This is a genomic window from Bacillus fungorum, assembly GCF_002746455.1.
Lineage (GTDB): Bacteria > Bacillota > Bacilli > Bacillales > Bacillaceae_G > Bacillus_A > Bacillus_A fungorum.
Window position 1 is genome coordinate 45,864 of sequence record NZ_NWUW01000014.1, and the last position, 19,612, is coordinate 65,475.

The 19,612-nt window shown below is 37.5% G+C and carries 17 protein-coding genes; 6 read left to right on the top strand and 11 right to left on the bottom strand.

What is annotated here, in order from left to right:
- Positions 1-67 precede the first annotated feature (67 nt).
- The 5 genes from nirB to CO726_RS19100 all read left to right on the top strand — a co-directional run bounded on the left by nirB (position 68) and on the right by CO726_RS19100 (position 5,611).
- Positions 68-2,473 (top strand): NADPH-nitrite reductase large subunit, encoded by a 2,406-nt coding sequence (gene nirB, locus CO726_RS19075; RefSeq protein ID WP_099685308.1) that lies wholly within the window; start codon positions 68-70, stop codon positions 2,471-2,473.
- A 15-nt stretch (positions 2,474-2,488) separates the two neighbouring features.
- Entirely contained in the window at positions 2,489-2,803 is a 315-nt protein-coding gene (nirD, locus tag CO726_RS19080; protein ID WP_098761193.1) for a nitrite reductase small subunit NirD, read from the top strand.
- Positions 2,804-3,013: 210 nt separating this feature from the next.
- Positions 3,014-4,438 carry a uroporphyrin-III C-methyltransferase gene (locus tag CO726_RS19090; protein WP_099685309.1) on the top strand — a complete coding sequence of 475 codons (1,425 nt, stop codon included), beginning with the start codon at positions 3,014-3,016 and terminating at the stop codon, positions 4,436-4,438.
- A complete protein-coding gene (locus CO726_RS19095) occupies positions 4,435-5,145 on the top strand; it encodes a sirohydrochlorin chelatase (protein WP_099685310.1) in 711 nt (236 codons plus the stop codon). Before CO726_RS19090 ends, CO726_RS19095 begins: the two co-directional genes overlap by 4 nt.
- On the top strand, positions 5,138-5,611 hold the full coding sequence (locus CO726_RS19100) for a precorrin-2 dehydrogenase (protein ID WP_099685311.1): 474 nt from the start codon (positions 5,138-5,140) through the stop codon (positions 5,609-5,611). Before CO726_RS19095 ends, CO726_RS19100 begins: the two co-directional genes overlap by 8 nt.
- Positions 5,612-5,815: 204 nt before the next feature.
- On the opposite strand, the gene CO726_RS19105 is transcribed toward CO726_RS19100, so the two are convergent.
- The 7 genes from CO726_RS19105 to moaA all read right to left on the bottom strand — a co-directional run bounded on the left by CO726_RS19105 (position 5,816) and on the right by moaA (position 11,653).
- A complete protein-coding gene (locus tag CO726_RS19105) occupies positions 5,816-6,013 on the bottom strand; it encodes a PspC domain-containing protein (RefSeq protein WP_000737852.1) in 198 nt (65 codons plus the stop codon).
- A 271-nt stretch (positions 6,014-6,284) separates the two neighbouring features.
- A complete protein-coding gene (narK, locus tag CO726_RS19110) occupies positions 6,285-7,454 on the bottom strand; it encodes a nitrate transporter NarK (RefSeq protein ID WP_000841864.1) in 1,170 nt (389 codons plus the stop codon).
- A gap of 80 nt (positions 7,455-7,534) precedes the next feature.
- On the bottom strand, positions 7,535-7,768 hold the full coding sequence (gene moaD / locus CO726_RS19115; protein WP_099685312.1) for a molybdopterin converting factor subunit 1: 234 nt from the start codon (positions 7,766-7,768) through the stop codon (positions 7,535-7,537).
- Positions 7,765-8,235 (bottom strand): molybdenum cofactor biosynthesis protein MoaE, encoded by a 471-nt coding sequence (locus CO726_RS19120; RefSeq protein WP_098761199.1) that lies wholly within the window; start codon positions 8,233-8,235, stop codon positions 7,765-7,767. Before CO726_RS19120 ends, moaD begins: the two co-directional genes overlap by 4 nt.
- A gap of 43 nt (positions 8,236-8,278) precedes the next feature.
- Positions 8,279-9,568 (bottom strand): molybdopterin molybdotransferase MoeA, encoded by a 1,290-nt coding sequence (locus CO726_RS19125; protein WP_098761200.1) that lies wholly within the window; start codon positions 9,566-9,568, stop codon positions 8,279-8,281.
- Between the two features lie 40 nt (positions 9,569-9,608).
- Positions 9,609-10,622, bottom strand: coding sequence for a molybdopterin-synthase adenylyltransferase MoeB (locus CO726_RS19130; protein WP_099685313.1), 1,014 nt, complete (start codon positions 10,620-10,622; stop codon positions 9,609-9,611).
- Positions 10,623-10,639: 17 nt separating this feature from the next.
- A complete protein-coding gene (gene moaA, locus CO726_RS19135) occupies positions 10,640-11,653 on the bottom strand; it encodes a GTP 3',8-cyclase MoaA (protein WP_099685314.1) in 1,014 nt (337 codons plus the stop codon).
- Between the two features lie 278 nt (positions 11,654-11,931).
- Here moaA and CO726_RS19140 point away from each other — a divergent pair, with 278 nt between their 5' ends.
- Complete coding sequence (locus tag CO726_RS19140; RefSeq protein WP_099685315.1) at positions 11,932-12,624, top strand: Crp/Fnr family transcriptional regulator; 693 nt, start codon at positions 11,932-11,934, stop codon at positions 12,622-12,624.
- Positions 12,625-12,774: 150 nt separating this feature from the next.
- Here the strand turns inward: CO726_RS19140 and narI are convergent, their stop codons facing one another.
- Genes narI through CO726_RS19160 form a run of 4 tightly spaced genes read right to left on the bottom strand, consistent with a single transcriptional unit; the run spans position 12,775 to position 19,180 of the window.
- On the bottom strand, positions 12,775-13,464 hold the full coding sequence (narI, locus tag CO726_RS19145) for a respiratory nitrate reductase subunit gamma (RefSeq protein WP_099685316.1): 690 nt from the start codon (positions 13,462-13,464) through the stop codon (positions 12,775-12,777).
- A gap of 17 nt (positions 13,465-13,481) precedes the next feature.
- Positions 13,482-14,012, bottom strand: a complete 531-nt coding sequence (narJ, locus tag CO726_RS19150) for a nitrate reductase molybdenum cofactor assembly chaperone (RefSeq protein ID WP_099685317.1) — start codon at positions 14,010-14,012, stop codon at positions 13,482-13,484.
- 19 nt (positions 14,013-14,031) lie between these two features.
- Complete coding sequence (gene narH / locus CO726_RS19155) at positions 14,032-15,507, bottom strand: nitrate reductase subunit beta (RefSeq protein ID WP_099685318.1); 1,476 nt, start codon at positions 15,505-15,507, stop codon at positions 14,032-14,034.
- Positions 15,497-19,180, bottom strand: a complete 3,684-nt coding sequence (locus CO726_RS19160; RefSeq protein ID WP_099685319.1) for a nitrate reductase subunit alpha — start codon at positions 19,178-19,180, stop codon at positions 15,497-15,499. The genes narH and CO726_RS19160 overlap by 11 nt, the downstream gene beginning before the upstream one ends.
- Between the last annotated feature and the right edge of the window lie 432 nt (positions 19,181-19,612).

Below are 19,612 nucleotides of genomic sequence, written 5' to 3' on the forward strand. Positions count from 1 at the left end.
TTTTTGATTTTCTATAATAAAAATATAATCCTTTGTTCAATATTTCACATAAAAAGGGGAAACGAAAATGAAAAAACGTTTAGTTATGATCGGAAATGGTATGGCTGGCATACGCTGTATGGAAGAAATATTAAAACATAATAGTAATTCATATGAGATTACTATTTTTGGAGATGAACCGCACCCAAACTACAACCGCATTATGCTCTCTCATGTTTTACAAGGCAAAACAAATATGCAAGATATCATTATGAATGAATATAGTTGGTACGAAGACAATGAAATAACTTTGTATACAAACGAAAGAGTTCAAAGTATTAACCGAGAAGAAAAAATCATTATTACAGAAAAGAATCGTACTCTCACATATGACAAACTCATTATCGCAACAGGTTCTAGTGCTTTTATTTTACCTGTTGAAGGTTCCACTCTCCCTGGTGTAACGGGATTTCGAACAATTGAAGATACACAATTTATGATTGATACGGCTAAAGAAAAGAAAAAGGCCGTTGTCATTGGTGGTGGGTTACTTGGTTTAGAAGCCGCAAGAGGTCTTATTGACTTAGGAATGGACGTACATGTTGTTCATTTAATGCCTAGCTTAATGGAGCAACAACTAGATTCGAAAGCAGCTTCTCTTCTGCGTGAAGATTTAGAAGCACAAGGCATGAAGTTTCTAATGGAAAAGAAAACTGTAAAGATTCTTGGTACAGACTATGTTGAGGGCATTCAATTTGAAGATGGTGAAGTTGTGGATTGTGATTTAATCGTAATGGCTGTTGGAATACGACCAAATACGCAAATAGCAAGAGATGCTGGTCTAATTGTCAATCGCGGCATTGTAGTCAATGACTATATGCTAACAAATGATGAATCCATTTATGCAGTTGGCGAATGTGCAGAACATGATGGTATCGCATATGGACTTGTTGCCCCTCTTTATGAACAAGGCGCAATATTAGCGAAACATATAACGAATTTACAAACTGATGGATATACGGGCAGTATCGTTGGTACGCAATTAAAAGTTGCTGGTTGTGATTTATTCTCTGCTGGCCAAATTTATGAAGATGATCAGACGAAAGCAATATCAATCTTTGATGGATGTAAACGTTCCTATAAGAAAGTATTAATTCGTGACAATAAAGTAGTTGGTATCGTTTTATATGGTGATACTGCTGATGGTACCCGCCTCTTTAGCATGTTAAAGAAAGAAGAAGACATACAAGAATATACACCAGCATCCCTTCTTCACAAAGCTGGTGAAGAAAGTGAGCTTAACGTTGCTACAATGAGTGGGGATGACACGATTTGTGGATGTAATGGTGTTACGAAAGGTACAATCGTTCATGCTATTGTAGAACAAGAGTTAACTACTTTTGAAGAGGTTAAAGGATGCACGAAAGCCGCTGGATCTTGTGGTAAATGTCGTCCGCTTGTGGAACAAGTTTTATCTCATACACTCGGAGATGCTTTTGATGCTTCTGCGCAGTCTACTGGTATGTGTGGATGTACAACTTTATCACGTGATGAAGTCGTAGCAGCCATTCACGAGAAAGGTTTAAAATCTCCAAAAGAAGTACGCAATGTTCTTGGTTTTGCACATGAAGACGGCTGTTCGAAATGTCGCCCTGCTTTAAACTACTATTTACGTATGGCGATTCCAGAAGAATATGCAGATGATAAATCGTCCCGTTTCGTTAATGAAAGAATGAATGGTAACATCCAGCACGATGGTACATTCTCTGTTATTCCACGTATGTACGGTGGCGTTACAACAGCAGATGATTTAATGAAAATTGCGGAAGTTGCGAAAAAATACGATGTTCCTCTTGTGAAAATTACAGGCGCGAGCCGAATCGGCTTATATGGTGTTAAGAAACAAGATTTACCTAACGTATGGGCTGACTTACATATGACTTCGGGATATGCGTATTCAAAATCGCTTCGTAATGTCAAATCCTGTGTTGGTTCTCGCTTCTGCCGTTTCGGTACGAAAGATTCATTAGGACTTGGTATGCTCCTTGAACAATCATTAGAAATGGTAGATACACCTCATAAAATGAAGATGGGTGTAACGGGGTGTCCGCGTAACTGTGCGGAAGTATTGACGAAAGATTTCGGCGTTGTTTGTGTCGAAAATGGATACCAACTTTATATTGGCGGAAATGGTGGTATGGAAGTACGCGAGGCTGATTTTGTAATGATTGTCCCTACTGAAGATGATGTCCTTCGCATTGCAACAGCTTACATGCAATATTATCGTGAAACAGGTATTTACGGAGAGCGCACTGCCTACTGGACAGAACGATTAGGCTTCGATCACATAAAGGAAATACTACAAGATGCAAATATGGTCACTAAGTTAAATGAACGTTTCCAAACAGCTCGTGGCACATATACGGAAGCATGGGGACAAGCATTAGAAACGAAATCATTAAAAGCGATGTATGAAGTAGAAACTGTGAAATAAGGAGCTGTGATCTATATGATACAAACGAAAGAAAAAATAAAAGTTATGCGTGCAGAAGATCTTCCTATTCAAATCGGTAAAGAGGTACAAATAAAAGGTATGTCTATCGCCCTATTCCGCCTTTCAAATGGCGATATTCGAGCTGTAGAAAATCGTTGTCCTCATAAAAACGGACCATTAGCCGAAGGAATTATATCTGGTGAATTCGTCTTTTGCCCACTACATGATTGGAAGATTTCATTACTAACAGGTGAAGTTCAAAAACCTGATGACGGTTGTATTCAAACGTACGAAGTAGAAGTTATTGACGGTGACATTTATATAAAGTGAAACTTTAATCAGCAGGGATTGGTTCATCCCCCGCTGATTATTAGTTGAACCAATCGGGCTTTTACGGGCAGTTGATCCCCACCTAACTACTTTGCTTTCGCTGAATTTTAAGGTGGAGGTCTTACTGCCCGTTAATGCGGGATAAACATGTAATTTACAAAAGGAAGCCCCCCTGGCTTCCTTTTAAATAAAAATAGACGAGGTGCGAATATGAACGGATATGTATATTTAGTTGGTGCAGGACCAGGTGATGAAGGACTTATTACAAAAAAAGCAATAGATTGTTTAAAGCGTGCAGATATTGTCTTATATGATCGCTTATTAAATCCTACCCTTCTTAGCTATACAAAAGAAACATGTGAACTTATTTATTGCGGAAAAATGCCAAAGAATCATACTATGCGACAAGAAATGATTAACGCCCACCTCCTTCAATTTGCGAAAGAAGGAAAAAGCGTTGTCCGCTTAAAGGGCGGAGACCCGTCGATTTTTGGCCGTGTTGGTGAAGAAGCAGAAACTTTAGCAGCAGCAAATATTCCATATGAAATTGTACCAGGTATTACATCTAGCATCGCCGCTAGTAGCTATGCAGGTATCCCCCTCACCCACCGCGACCACAGTAATAGCGTCACATTACTAACTGGACATGCAAAAGGTCCTTTAACCGATCATGGAAAATATAATTCATCTCACAATAGCGACACGATTGCCTACTACATGGGTATAAAAAACTTACCTACAATTTGTGAAAACTTACTACAAGCAGGAAAAAAAGAAGATACTCCAGTAGCAGTCATTGAATGGGGTACAACTGGTAAACAGCGCGTTGTTACAGGGACACTGTCTACCATTGTTTCTATTGTCAAAAACGAAAATATTTCTAATCCTTCTATGACAATTGTTGGTGATGTCGTTTCCTTACGTAATCAAATCGCTTGGAAAGAACGCAAGCCATTGCACAGCAAGAAAGTTTTAGTTGCATCTGCAACGAATAAAAAAAGCACAATAAAACAACTATTGCAAGAATCCGGTGCAGAAATATATCAAATTCCAACTTTCAAAAAGAAAGAATACACATTAACGTCTGAACAAATCAATGAGATTTTTAACGTTGATCGCCTTGTATTTTGTTCAGCTGAAAGTGTAGAAATCTTGATGCGATCATGTAGTAAATTCCATAAAGATATTCGTACTTTACAAGCAGAACTACAGCACATGAACGATATCACTCAAGAAAAACTGATGCAATATGGACTATTAAGTCAACAAGCAACGTTCTCTTCCGTTACAACTGTTTATTTAGGACGAAATATTAATCGCATTGCTTTCATTCAAGAAAAAATTGGTGCTGGCTCCTATATGATGACTCATGAATATACAATCGATCATCGTTTCGATGAAGTCCACTCTCGTATGCTTTCTGAATTCTCATGGGATAGCATTGTATTTGAAGGACGTGCTTCCATTGATACATTTCTAGTAGAAATAAAACGTCTTGGTTTTATCGATATTCTTACTCTTCCATTCTCGTATACCGATGTTCCAACTTTACACTATGCAAATAAAGTCGGGTTTCATAACATAGATCATCAATTACAAGAAACTCTTATGAAGAAAGACATGGTGAGACAATGAAAGGAATTGTATATGTTGGACACGGGAGCCGGCTCCAAGAAGGTAACGAACAATTCATTCACTTTATTCAATCTGTTATGAAAGAACGTAACGAAAGAATTCAAAAAATTGCTTTTCTAGAACTATCGACACCTACCATTTCGGATGCAGTTACAGAAACAATACTAGAGGGAGCAACTGAAATAATGATTGTACCTGTTTTATTATTTGCAGCAGCTCACTATAAACGTGATATTCCTTTTGAAATAGAGCAACTGCAAAAGAAATATCCACAAATAACATTTTCAGTTGTACCACCTTTTAGTACGCATCCACATATGATTGAGCTTGTAGTGAAAAGAATACGTGAAACAATGCCCATACAAGGTAGTAGTATTTTACTCGTAGGACGAGGTAGTAGTGATCCACAGCCGATACATGAGTTACACCAAATCGGAGCAGCCGTCGAACAAAAACTCGGTATGCCAGTATACTGTTCCTTTTTAACGAAAGGAACGCCTTCTTTTACTGCTGAGCTCAAGACTATAACATCGACTACGTCCCATGTATACGTCATGCCGTACCTTCTTTTTACCGGATTATTACTTCAAAAAATTAAATTGCATACAAAAAAATACGATCACGTTACGACTTGCAACTGCCTGCAGTTTGATACATATATGAAATTAACATTATTAGAAAGAATGGAGGAATGTGTGTATGTATAACATGTACCCTCTTATGTTTAATCTACATAATAAAGTGGTCGTTATCATTGGTGGGGGTAAAATCGCATATCGAAAAGCGTCTGGATTAAAGGATACAGGCGCTTTTGTCACCGTTATCAGCCCAGAAATTTGCGAGGAAATGAAGGCACTTCCCTATATTACTTGGAAGCAAAAAACTTTTTCTAATGATGATATTAAAGATGCTCACCTTATTTATGCAGCTACAAATCAACATGCTGTAAATATGATGGTCAAACAAGCCGCTCATGATTTTCAATGGGTGAACGTAGTAAGTGATGGTACAGAATCATCATTTCACACACCTGGTGTCATACGAAATCGCGAATATGTTGTAACGATTTCAACTTCAGGTAAGGATCCATCGTTTACGAAGCATTTGAAGCAGGAACTAACCTCTATATTTCCTAGACTTATAAAAAAGCTTTCTCGTACACATAAATCGTAATCTACCTATTATCTAACTATGAATTTACTTTGGACAAACGTTTTTTAGAGGCGTTTGTTTTTTTATTATTTAACAAATAATTGACACTCCTACCGCTTAGACTAACTTCAGTGGAAGTCCTTTTCTGATAACCTAGTCGTATAAGCGGCGGAGTGCCTTTATCTACTTGTTCTGTTAAAGTTCCCATTATTTAAGTTCATACATTTATCCCTTAATTTCTTTATCTGTAGGCAAAACAATTGCAGCTATTATATAAATTAACACTGTGAATCCGCTGGTAAAAAAGGCTGATAATGCCGTTACTATACGAAGGATACTTACATCAATTCCATACTTGTCGCTTAAACCACCTAACACACCTGATACTTGTTTATCTTGAGTGGACTTATATAGTTTTTTCATCTAAACACCCCGATTCAATTAAATATTTGTATGCTAAAAATTAGTTCAATCCTTAGAGGAAATTTAAGATTCCTTTAACTAACCTGCCCTTTAATTGAATAACACTTGCTATCTATATTTTAACATAAAATCCCATAAATCTTCTGTTTTTCATTTTAAAACCACATTATTTTAGAAAACAAACGTTTGGTAAGATAGAAATAAAAAACATGTCGAAGCCTATTACTAAAAGAACCATCCCAGAATACTTTTGGATGGTTCTTTTTCCTTATTAATGATTCTTTAACATCACTAACAGTTTCTCTTGGCTATACATCCATACTGTAATGATTAAACAAGCAAGTGCGACTTCTGATAATGCCATAAATCCAATTGCATAATGACCTGTTAGTTGGAATAGTAATGTTAAAATTAGCGGCGGGAAGAACCCTCCTAGTCCGCCTAAAGCTGAAACGAGTCCATTTACAATACCAGCTTGTTCAGAGAAGTACATTGGAACAAGTTTAAAGATTGTACCATTTCCAATACCTGCACAAAATGCGACTAGTAGGCAACCAAATGTATATACGTTCATACTAGGCATAAATGATAAAATAATACCTGAAAGTGTTAAACCGATAAATACGAAGATTAATATTTTAAATGGATTAAACTTATCACCTAGCCACCCACCAATCGGGCGCATAATTGTTGCTAATACGATGAATCCGGCTGTCCGCATACCTGCATCTACTTTCTCTAATCCGAAGTGAGATACTAAAAAGTTTGGTAAGTATACTGTAAACGCGACAAATGATCCAAAAGTTAAAAAGTAAAAGATACATAAAAACCAAAGTTTTTCATTTTTATATACACCTTTTATTTGTTCCATTAATGGTGTATTCACCTTTTTCTCTTTACGATCACCTAATAAAAAGTTCATAAGTGCAAACGCTGCAAGTAAAACTAAATAACATTGTACTGTCGTTCTCCAGCCAACTGAAGTTGCGATAACAGGCGCTAAAAACGAAGTAATTGCTGTTCCGGCGTTACCGACACCGTAAATACCATTTACAAAACCGTGACTCTCTTTTGGAAAGTATTTCGGTAAAGAAGTTACTCCTACAGAGAATACAGCACCACCGATTCCTACAAATAATCCACCAATAATTAAATCCATCATAGAATTGGCAACACTAATATAAAAAACAGGAAATAATAATAGAATAAAACTAATAAAGAATAATTTTCTTGCTCCGAAACGATTTGTCCAATAACCAATTGGAATACGAAGAACAGAACCTAAAATAACGGGTACTGCTGTTACCATAGAAATTTGTCCCGCAGTTAATGGGATATCCGCTTTAATATAGGGCATTAATGATGATAAAATAACCCACACCATAAAACCGATAACTAGATTGGAAGTTTGTAAACTTAATTGAAAATTAGGACTTTTCATCCCGTTCCCTCCTATGTATGCATAGTTATATTCATTCTCTCCAGCCTAATCACGTCCTTACATGATTAGGCTGAAAAGAATCAACCACCACTTACTGGCGGAATCATCGCTACGATATCGCCAGTTCGAATGATGTCATCCTCGTTTGCATACTCTTCATTTATGGCGACCATAATCTCGTTTGAAATTGCTACGTTGTAGTTCTTAGTCAGTACTTCCTTTAATTCCGCAACCGTAATATTTTCACAATCTATGCGCAAAGCTGGCTTACTTACTTCTTCTTGTAAATGTGCAAATAATAGTACTTCAATCATGTTCTCATCTCCTTACTAGGCTCGCCATTTACATATGCTATTTTCTCTAACTGATCACCTATCCATGACTCACCATCTTCCCAAAACTCTTTCTTCCAAATTGGCACCATTTGCTTTATACGCTCCATAATATATTCATTTGCCTCATAGGCCGCTTTCCGATGTGGTGTAGAAACAGCGACAACAACAGCAAGATCCGAAATTTGTAATGTACCAATGCGATGTGTAATTGCCACATATGTCCCAGGCCATTTCTCCCTTACTTCGGTACCAATTCTCTCAAGCTGTTTCTCCGCCATTGTCTTATAAGCTACATACTCTAAATAAAGTGTACGTCGACCTTTCGTAAATTCTCTGACAGTACCAATAAACGTAGTAACCGCACCACACTCACGCCGAATTACTTTGTTTGTAACTTCTTCAATTGAAATAGCTGTATCAATTACTTCATAATACGTATGTGTCATTTTGCACCTCTTATCTTTGTATAAGTTAGCAATCTATTTTCTATTATTTATATGATCGAAGCGGTTCATCCCACGGCCACTCACTTCCAGCGTTTGATTCTAATAACAGTACCGAAACAGTTATTCCTGCTTCAAACCCTCTCGTTCCTCCTGGTAAAATGATAAATGCATTCGCTTCTGCAAGTGAAGAAATTGCGCTAGATTTATCTAAACCAACTGGTGTAACTTGTAATTGGCCATCTGCAATTTCTACTCTCCCTCTTACAAATCGAGTAAACGGATTTGCTTTCGGAAAGTCTTTCTGTAAAATTGCTTCTGCACGATAAATATGTGGATCTTTCCTATGCAAGAATGTTCCAATGACTGGTCGAACATATAATTCACATCCGACATAACAAGCTGAAGGATTACCAGATAGACCAAATAATAGTTTTCCCTCTAACTCAGCTACAGTCGTCACACTTCCTGGTCGCATCGCTATTTTGTTAAAAAGTACTTTAGCTTGTAATCTCTCATAAATGGCAGGTAAATAGTCATAATCTCCTACCGAAACGCCACCAGTTGTAATTAATATATCAACTTCTTTTATCGCTTTTTTTACAGTGTTATAACACGTCTCAAAATCGTCAGCAAATTGTCCGTAATATTGTACAACTCCGCCCACTCGTTCAATTTGAGCAGCGATCATATAGGAGTTACTATTTCGAATCTTCCCTTGCTTTAATTGTTCATGTACTTCAAGCAGTTCACTTCCTGTCGTTACAATTCCAATAATCGGCTGTTTTACAACATGTACCGTACTATAATCAAACGTAGCAAGAAGCGTTGCTACTCCTGGATTAATAACAGTCCCTTTTTTCACAAGGATAGCATTTTGTTTTACATCTTCTCCTTTAAAAGAAATGTTATCACCGGTAGCGAAACAGCGTTTTAGTTTCATATAAGTCTTTTCGTTTTCTTCAAATCCTTCCGTTAGCTCTAACATAACAACAGCATTACACCCCGCTGGAATTGCGGCTCCTGTCATAATACGGACAGCTTGAAATGCTTTCACTTCTTCTGTAAAAACAAATCCTGCTCCAATTTCGCCAATCACTTCAAACTGAATGGGATTACTGCTACTTGCTTCTTTTGTATCCTCTGCTCGAATTGCAAACCCGTCGTACGGAGAGCGATCAAAATGCGGGACATCATGATCTGCAATAACATCTTCTCCAAGAATTCTTCCGTAACTTTCTATAAGAGAAGCCTCTTCTGTTTCACCTTGATGAGCATATTCCATTACACGTGCAACTGCTTCTGCCACTGGAATTGGATTACGTTTTAATAACATTCTTTCACCTCGTTTTTAGAAAGAGAAACTTATTTTCTATTCACCCTATATATTTTGCGTATAATCGTTTTGCCACTTTCACATCATTTGCTCCATGAATAAATGCCCTACCGTCTGCAAATAAAACGAAACGATACTCATCAACTAAAAACGATAGTAAATACGGCGTTTTTTGGACATGTACACTTTTTTGTAATCGTTTTTGAACTTCCTCTAAATGAAGAACTCGTTTTATACCTGGGCGGATTTGAACTGTATCCCGTCCGCATAGCACTTCCGCTTTCATCTGTGATTCAAATGTTAAACTTGGGTACGTACGTGCATTTCCGCAAGATGGACATGTACTTTTTTTCTGCCTATTTACTTTTAATGAGAGATATTGATTGTTCCAAATATCAAATGATAACATTGTTCCTCGCAGCGTCTCAAAATCATCCACCAATATTTTCATCGCTTCTGTCATTTGGTGAGCAACAACCATTTGTACAGCTGGCTGAATAATTCCGGCTGTATCGCATGTTGCTCCGCCCATTGGATGATCCATTAGACAGCGAAAACATGGTGTTTTTCCCGGAAGAATTGTATACGTTAAACCGTAACTTCCAATGCATCCACCGTATATCCAAGGTATATTCTCTTTTTGTGAAATATCATTTATAAGTAGACGTGTATCGAAATTATCAGTCGCATCTAATATGAGATCCACTTCTTTCGTTAACTCTTCCATTTCTTGCATTGTGACATCCGTTACAACAGGTACAATTTCCACTTCAGAATTAATGATTTTCAAATGCTCTGCCGCTGCAATTGCTTTTGGTTTACACTGCTGTGCATCTTCTTCTGTATATAACTGTTGCCGCTGTAAATTACTCCATTCGACATAGTCACGATCGGCAATTGTCAATTTCCCAATTCCCATCCTAACGAGCGCTTCTGCATTCGCAGCTCCTAGTGCACCCGCACCAATTAAGAGCACATGTTTCTTTCTTATTTTCCTTTGTCCCATTTCACCAATTCTAGAAAACAACACTTGCCTTGAATATCGCTCTTGCATAAGGAATCCTCCTTTCACTATCCGCCAATGTACGACATTTCAACTTTTTGACGTTTATTTGTACTTTCCGCCGTTCTTTCATCTGAATATCGATCTGTTCTATATCGCCATGTATGTTGTAAAATTTTTAATAGTGAGGCGTCAGAAATATTTTCTCGAAGAAGCGATCGTAAATCCGTTCCTTTTTCTCCAAATAAGCACGTATAAAACTTGCCGTCTGCCGAAATACGAGCTCTCGTACAAAAAGAACAGAATGAATCAGAGACTGAAGTAATAAATCCAACTTCTGCATCTCTCCCTACATATCGATACAATTTCGCAACTTCTCCAAAGTAACGAGGTTTAACGGGCTCAATCGGATACACACGATTAATTTTCTCTATTAATTGTTCCTTCGTAATAACTTGTTCAAAATTCCATCCATTCGTACTGCCCACATCCATAAACTCAATGAAACGTAACTGTATTTCTTGTTCTTTAAAATAACGAGCCATAGGAAGAATTTGATTATCATTCATCCCTTTTTTAACGACCATATTTACCTTTACTTCTAATCCAGCAGCCTTCGCTGCTTCAATTCCTTTCAATACAGGTTTTGTACTTACATTTCTTCCATTAATTTTTTGGAAGACATGATCCTCTATTGCATCTAAACTAATATTTACTCGCTTTAATCCTGCGTCTTTTAGCGCCTTAGCTTGTTTTGCTAAATGAATTCCGTTTGTTGTGAGTCCAATGTCTTTTAAGCCTTCTATCTTTGCAAGCCTTGCAATTAATTTCGGCAAGTCTTTACGCAATAAAGGTTCACCGCCAGTAAGCCTAATTTTATTGACTCCCATACTTATAAATAATTTTGCTAATCTTTCTATTTCATCAAACGTTAATAAAAATTCTTCCTGTAAAAAAGCGTAATCAGATCCGAACACTTCAGCAGGCATACAATATGTGCACCTAAAATTACAACGATCAATAACTGAAATACGTAAATCTTGAAGTGGCCGTTCTAAAGAATCTTTCATGTTCTCGTGCATCTATATCCCTTCTTTTCTGCTGCAATCCTTAGTAAGCTTTCAATTTTTTATTTGCCTTCATTATAAAAAAGAACCGACATATTCAATGTGACTTTTCTCACATTACTTTCCCCATTCAAAAATTCTTCACAAATCTGTTCGCATTTTGTTCACAACTTCAGCCCACACTCCTTACGGTCATTGAAATTTTATATTATTTTTGAAATAGCTCTTGCATTTTCAGCATATTTACACTCAAAATAGGAAATGTATTGCTTATAAGAAGAAAGGTGATTGCTGTGACAAACAGTATGACATTATCTCAAGATTTAAAGGAATTACTTGCATCTGTTGAATATAAAATGCAAATAAAAAAGGGAAGTTTTATTTTTCAAGAAGGTATGGAAGCGACAGAACTCTATATCGTCCACTCAGGAAAAGTACAAATTAGTAAACTAAGTGCTGATGGGCAAGAATTGACACTCCGTATTTGTTCGGAATATGACATTATTGGAGAATTAACATTGTTCACGGACAATGCGAAGTATTTATTAAATTCGAAATGCCTTGAAGATGTGGAAGTTGGCGTTATAAAGCGTGAAGCGTTAGAAAAAGCATTACTCCAAAAACCAGCTCTTGTATTTGAATTTATGAAATGGATTAGTGAACATTTAAGAAGAATGCAAACGAAGTTCCGAGATTTAGTATTACACGGCAAAAAAGGTGCCCTGTATTCTACTCTCATACGAATGACAAATAGTTACGGTGTTTTAAAGGAAAATGGTATTCTCATCGATTTACCATTAACGAATCAAGAACTTGCTAATTTCTGTGCAACTTCACGTGAAAGTGTAAATCGAATGTTAAATGAATTAAAAAAGCAAGGTACAATTTCTATTCATAAAGGAAAGATTACCATTCACAATTTACAATTTTTAAAATGTGAAATTGCTTGTGAAGATTGCTCTGCTTCTGTTTGCAGCATTGATTAGCATCTTATTTAGATGCTAATCTTTTTTCATATTACGCTCCTTTTTAATTTTAACGTACACGATTATCTCCCCTATATTAAGAAAAACGAGGCCTTCCATATTAGGCCTCGTTTCGTTTTAGCTGCTAGCTCCTATTCGTTTACAGCAGTATTATTTTTTCAATTCATTTGGAATACGTCTTCTGTAAATCACATAACTACGGCTTATATATTTAATTGGGGCACTAAATACATGTACCAGTCTAGTAAATGGCCATACGGCGAATAGACCCATACCTGCAATAATATGAATTTTAAACCATACTGGTACTTCCGTCATATACTCAATTTTCGGTTGGAAAATGAAGAGGCTTCGGAACCAAGGACCGATCGTTGTACGATAATCAAATCCTTTTGAATCGATATTTAAAAATGTTGAAGAAAGTCCTGCTAGCATGACGATAAGTAATAAAATAAGCGCAATATAATCTCCCTTTGTGCTCGTTGCAATGATACGTTTTACTGTTACGCGGCGGTACGTTAATATAATTAAACCGATGATAGAAGCAATACCTGCCGGAAGTCCTAAACTAATTGCTACTACATGATACATATGCTCAGAAATACCTATTGAGCGGTATACAGCCTCTGGAATTAGTATCCCCATAACATGGCCGCCAATTACGAACATGATCCCAAAGTGGAATAATAGACTTCCGATTCGAAGCATTTTCTTTTCTAATAGTTCACTAGATTTTGATGTCCATCCAAATTGATCATAGTTGTATCTGAAAATATGTCCACCGATAAAGATTGCAAAAATAATATAGGGAAACAATACCCAAAGAAATTGATCCATCATTTTGACAACTCTCCTTTCTAATTTGTCTGTACACCCCATGTATCGATAGCGAATAGAACAGCCGCAAAAATTGGTTCATACATACTGTCTGCTTCTTTTAACTGAACATGCAATGCTTGTATATTCTCCTTATATTTACTCATAATCGGCTTACTATCTTGTTCATCTGCATTTGCAAAAAACTCGAGTAATAGCGGTAAATAATCAGGCAATTCTTTATCTGTTACTTCAAAACCAGATTTTTTATAATGCTGTTTTAATTCTAGTAATTCAATACCTCTTTCTCTTTGTTCACCGGTGTTCATATAAGTAAGATACATATTTGTTTTCTTACCAAAATCGAATGTATATACGTAACTATCAATGAGTTGTTCATTCGTTTTATCTAGCGCTTGTTTTACAAATGCTGTAAGTGATGCTTTAACGTCTTCCTGTTCAATTACTGCAATCTCTTCTTGCAATTCAGTTACATCTTCTCTCCACCCTAATTCCGGGTAGGAGAGAAGGAATGAAGAACATGAAAAAGCAGTTTGTAAACTTTGTTTCATATTTTTCTGCCCCCTTTATTTAAGAAATTGTCATACAAGAACCTGGGCCACCTGCGAATGATAAACCACAGCTTCCTTGTTCACTATATAAATCTGCAACTTGTTCACGGTGAGACGTCGGGATAACGAAGCGATCTTTATATTTTGCGATAGCAAGAAGACGATACATATCTTCTACATCCTGTTTCGTTAAACCAAGTTCTTTTAATACCGCTTCATTTGGTTCTTTATTAATTTGCAATGCTCTCATATGCGTTCGCATAACAGCCATTTTTTTCAATGTAAGACGAATATGTGATTCATCTCCTGCAGTGAGTAAATTCGCTAAATATTGAATTGGAATACGCATATTATTGATAGCAGGGAAAATCTCTTCTGCTTGCCAGTTACTACCTTTCCCCTCCACCATGTTCATTATTGGGCTAAGCGGCGGGATATACCAAACCATCGGCATCGTACGGTACTCTGGGTGAAGAGGTAGAGCAATTTTCCAATCGATAATCATTTTATAGATTGGTGACTCTTGTGCCGCTTTAATCCATTCTTCAGGAATGCCTTGTTTTTTCGCTTCGGCTGCTACTTCTGGATCATTTGGATCTAGGAAAACAGTAAGCTGAGATTCATATAAATCTTTTTCGTCTTCAACAGAAGCCGCTTCTTTTACTTTATCAGCGTCATATAGCATTACTCCAATATACCTGATACGTCCGACACATGTTTCCGAACAAATTGTTGGCATACCAGCTTCAATACGTGGGAAACACATTGTACACTTTTCTGCTTTATTCGTTTGCCAGTTAAAGTACACTTTTTTATATGGACAAGATGATACGCAAAATCTCCATGCACGACATGCGTTTTGATCTACAAGAACAATCCCATCTTCTTCACGTTTATACATCGCACCAGATGGACAAGATGATACACAAGATGGATTCATACAATGTTCGCATATGCGTGGTAAATACATCATAAAGACATTTTCAAAATCTGTTTTAATTTCTTCTTCCATTTTCTTTACGTTCGGATCTTGTAATCCCGTTATATGTCCTCCTGCTAAATCATCTTCCCAGTTCGGGCCCCATTCAATTTTATCGATAAATTCACCTGTAATTGCTGATTTCGGACGAGCAACTGGCTGATGCTTACGCTGCGGACTATTTGTTAACGTTTCATAATCATAGTTCCAAGGTTCAAAGTAATCATCGATTGTTGGTTGATCTGGATTGTGGAAAATATTCATAAGGCGTTTCATTTTCGAACCTGATTTCAGCTGAATTTCACCATTTTTCAATTCCCAGCCGCCTTTATATTTCTCCTGATCTTCCCATTGCTTCGGATAACCAATACCAGGTTTCGTTTCTACGTTATTGAAATACATATATTCAGCACCTGGACGATTCGTCCAGGTGTTTTTGCACGTTACACTACAAGTATGGCAGCCGATGCATTTATCTAGGTTCATTACCATTCCGACTTGTGCTTTAATCTTCAAGCCAATCTACCTCCTTCAGTTTGCGAATTACAACGTTTAAATCTCGCTGGTTCCCAGTCGGACCATAATAGTTAAATCCATAACTTAATTGACCATATCCACCAATCATATGTGTCGGTTTCACGTGAATTCGAGTTGGACTATTATGCGTTCCCCCGCGATTACTTGTTAATTTCGTACCAGGTACGTTAATGTGGCGATCTTGCGCATGATGCATAAATGCCATTCCTCTCGGTATACGGTGCGTTACAACAGCACGCGCTACAACAACACCGTTACGATTAAAGCACTCGATCCAATCATTATCTGCAACGCCAGCTTCTGCAGCATCCTCTTTATTCATCCAAACGGTTGGACCACCTCTAAACAGCGTTAACATCGGTAATGAATCGAAATACATACTATGAATCGACCACTTATTATGCGGTGTTAAATAGTTTAGTGTAATCTCCTTCCCTTCTACTTCAGGTCGTGACTTACGGAACGGTTTATGTTGCAGAATTGGTTTAAATGTTGCCATCGTTTCACCAAATTCTTTCATCATGTCATGATCTAAATAGAAAGATTGTCGTCCAGTTATCGTTCTCCAAGGAATAAGACGTTCCACATTTGTTGTAAACGGTGAGTAACGACGTCCACCTTTTTCTGAACCTGTAAAGGCCGGAGAAGTAATTACTGTTTTTGGCTGCGCTGTAATTTGTTCAAATGTGAAGCATTCTTCTTCACGTTCTTCTGCTAAATCACGTAATTTTAGATCTGTTTGTTTTTCAAGTGCTTCCCATGCCTTTACAGCCATATGACCGTTTGTTGTAGAAGAAAGCGTTAATACCGCTTCAGCAGCATTGATTGCTTCTTTTATGTCTGGGCAACCTTTCGCAATAGTATCCGTTCGAACGAATCCTAATTTGCTCTTTAATTGCTCATACTCTTTTTCTGCTGACCAAGAGATCCCTTTCGTACCAATCGGTTGTTTTCCGGCATTTGGCCCTAGCGCTGTCATTTTGTCATAAATCGTTTTATAATCCCTTTCAACAACGTGAATTTGTGGCATCGTTTTACCTGGAATCGGTTCACACTCGCCTTTACTCCAGTCTTTAATTTTGCCAAGTGGTTGCGCTAATTCTTGCGGTGTATCGTGAAGAAGCGGTGTTGCCACAACTTCTTTCATTGGTTCAAGATCGATTTTCTTCGCTAAATCCGACACAGCTTTAGAAAGAGAAGTGAAAATATCCCAATCAGAGCGCGCTTCCCACGGTGAACCGATTGCCGGATTAAACGGATGTACAAATGGATGCATATCTGTACTGCTTAAATCGTGTTTTTCGTACCAAGTTGAAGCAGGTAAGACGATATCAGAATAAAGCGCTGTTCCAGCCATACGGAAATCTAAGTTAATGAGTAAATCAAGCTTCCCTTCTGGTGCCTCTTCATGCCACTTAATTTCTTCTGGTCGTAATGAATCGTTATCGTCATTCATTAATCCGTTTGTTGTACCTAATAAGTGTTTTAAGAAATATTCGTGACCTTTACCAGAACTTGAAATTAAATTCGCACGCCATACGAATAAGTTGCGCGGGAAGTTGTTTTTATTATCAGGATCTTCAATCGCAAATTTCATTTCTTTTTCTTTTAGTTTTTGTGCAACGTATTTTCTGATTTCTTCTTGCGTTGTTGCACCAGCAGCAACAGCTTCTCTATATAATTCAATTCCATTTTTCTCAAATGTCGGATACGAAGGCAACCAGCCAAGTCGTGCTGCTAAAACGTTGTAATCACCGTGATGTTGATAACGAGAATTACCTTCCACTGGTGATGCTAAATGTCCAACTGGTGTATCTTCATAACGCCATTGATCTGTTACGAAATAGAAGAAAGATGTACCGTTTTGTAATTTCGGTGGCCCTTGCCAATCTTTTGCCATCGCGATGGTTTGCCATCCTTCTGCTGGTCGTAACTTTTCTTGCCCAACATAATGCGCCCAACCGCCGCCATTTACACCTTGTGCCCCAACGAGAAGAACAAGATTTAAAACTGCGCGATAAATCGTATCAGAGTTAAACCAGTGGTTAATACCAGCTCCGACAATAATCATCGAGCGACCATTTGTATCAACAGCATTTTGCGCGAACTCACGAGCAATTTGAATAATTAGCTCCCGTTTCACTCCTGTCATTTTCTCTTGCCATGCAGGGGTAAACGGTACGTCATCATTGAAATCTTTCGGCTCTTGTCCGCCGAGCCCTCGGTTCACGCCGTAATTTGCTAACGTTAAGTCGTATACAGTTGTAACGAACACTTCACCTTCTTCTGTCATAACCTTTTTCACTGGAATTGTACGTTCTAATACTTTGTTTCCATCATCAGAGAAGTATGGAATTTGCACCGTTCCAATCGCTTCTTCCATTCCAAGTAAAGATAGGCGCGGATCAATCTTTTCACCTGTTTCTTCATCTTCTAAACGTAAGTTCCATTTCTTTTCGTTATCCCAACGTGACCCCATTGTGCCGTGAGGTGTTGCAAAATCATTCGTGTTCTCGTTCCAAAGAACAGGTTTCCATTCTCCTAACTTTGTTTCGCGTCCAATATCAGAGGCATTTAAGAAACGATCAGCAACGAATTGGCCTTCTTTTTGTTTCAATGTAACGAAGAAAGGAAAATCGGTATATTGCTTCGTATACTTTGTGAAATATTCCACTTGATTATCTACATAAAATTCTTGTAAGATTACGTGCCCCATTGCCATCGCAAGTGCACCGTCTGTACCTTGTTTCACACTAATCCAATCATCCGCAAACTTTGTAGATTCAGCGAAGTCAGGACTTACGGAAACGACTTTCGTTCCTTTATATCGAACCTCTGCTAAAAAGTGAGCGTCTGGTGTTCTTGTCATCGGTACATTTGAACCCCATGTCATAATGTAACCAGAGTTATACCAATCACTACTTTCTGGTACATCTGTTTGATCACCCCAAATTTGCGGAGAAGCTGGCGGTAAATCAGCGTACCAATCATAAAAACTAAGCATTGGCCCGCCCATAAGTTGCATAAAGCGGCTACCTGCAGCATGACTTAACATCGACATAGCTGGAATTGGTGAAAAACCAACATTTCGGTCTGGACCGTATTTCATTACTGTATAAAGTAATGAAGCAGAAACGAGTTGTAACACTTCATCCCAATTCGTACGGACGAATCCCCCTTTACCACGTGCCTGCTTATACGTACGTGCTTTTTCAGGGTTTTCCACAATGCTTTTCCAAGCATCTAATGGTGACTCATTATTTTGTAATTCCTCTTGCCACATACTCCATAGAACACCACGTACATACGGATATTTCACACGAAGTGGACTATAGATGTACCAAGAAAAACTTGCTCCACGTGGACATCCTCGTGGTTCAAAATCAGGCATATCAGGACCTGTTGTTGGATAATTAAGCTCCTGCCCTTCCCACGTTACAATTCCATCTTTCACATATATATTCCAGCTACATGAACCAGTACAGTTCACACCATGTGTAGAACGAATTACTTTATCATGCTGCCAACGCTTTCTGTACACATTCTCCCATTCACGATCTTCATATGTTTCTTGTGTATGGTTATCGTTATAACGATCTATTGGTGAAAAATATTTTAAACGTCTCATTAGTGCTGAAGGTTTCTTCTTCATACTATTCACTCCTTTAATACGTCTCTCTTACATACCCTTACTATATGAGAGGTTGTAAAATACAGATGTGACATTTCGCACAGTTCAAGAGATTGTCAAAAATTCAGTAGAAAATAAGTTTACGAGAAAATCCTTTGTTCCGTTGTGGAGGGTTATGGTTAATCGTGATTATTAGGAGAATGGTATTTTGAGGTATCGACTATTTTGCAAAAGAAAAAACGCAGGAGAAATTCCTACGTTTTTCTTTATAAATATATGAAAAAGAGTTTTGATATTATTTCAAAAATGCCATCAGGAAAAGATTACAAATTGCATGTAAGGATTTTATTTTTCTCCAACGATACTATTTTATATCAAGACATATTTCACATAAAACTAGAAATCATTATTTACCATATTGCCCTTAGTTACGGAAACAATTATACTAGATAT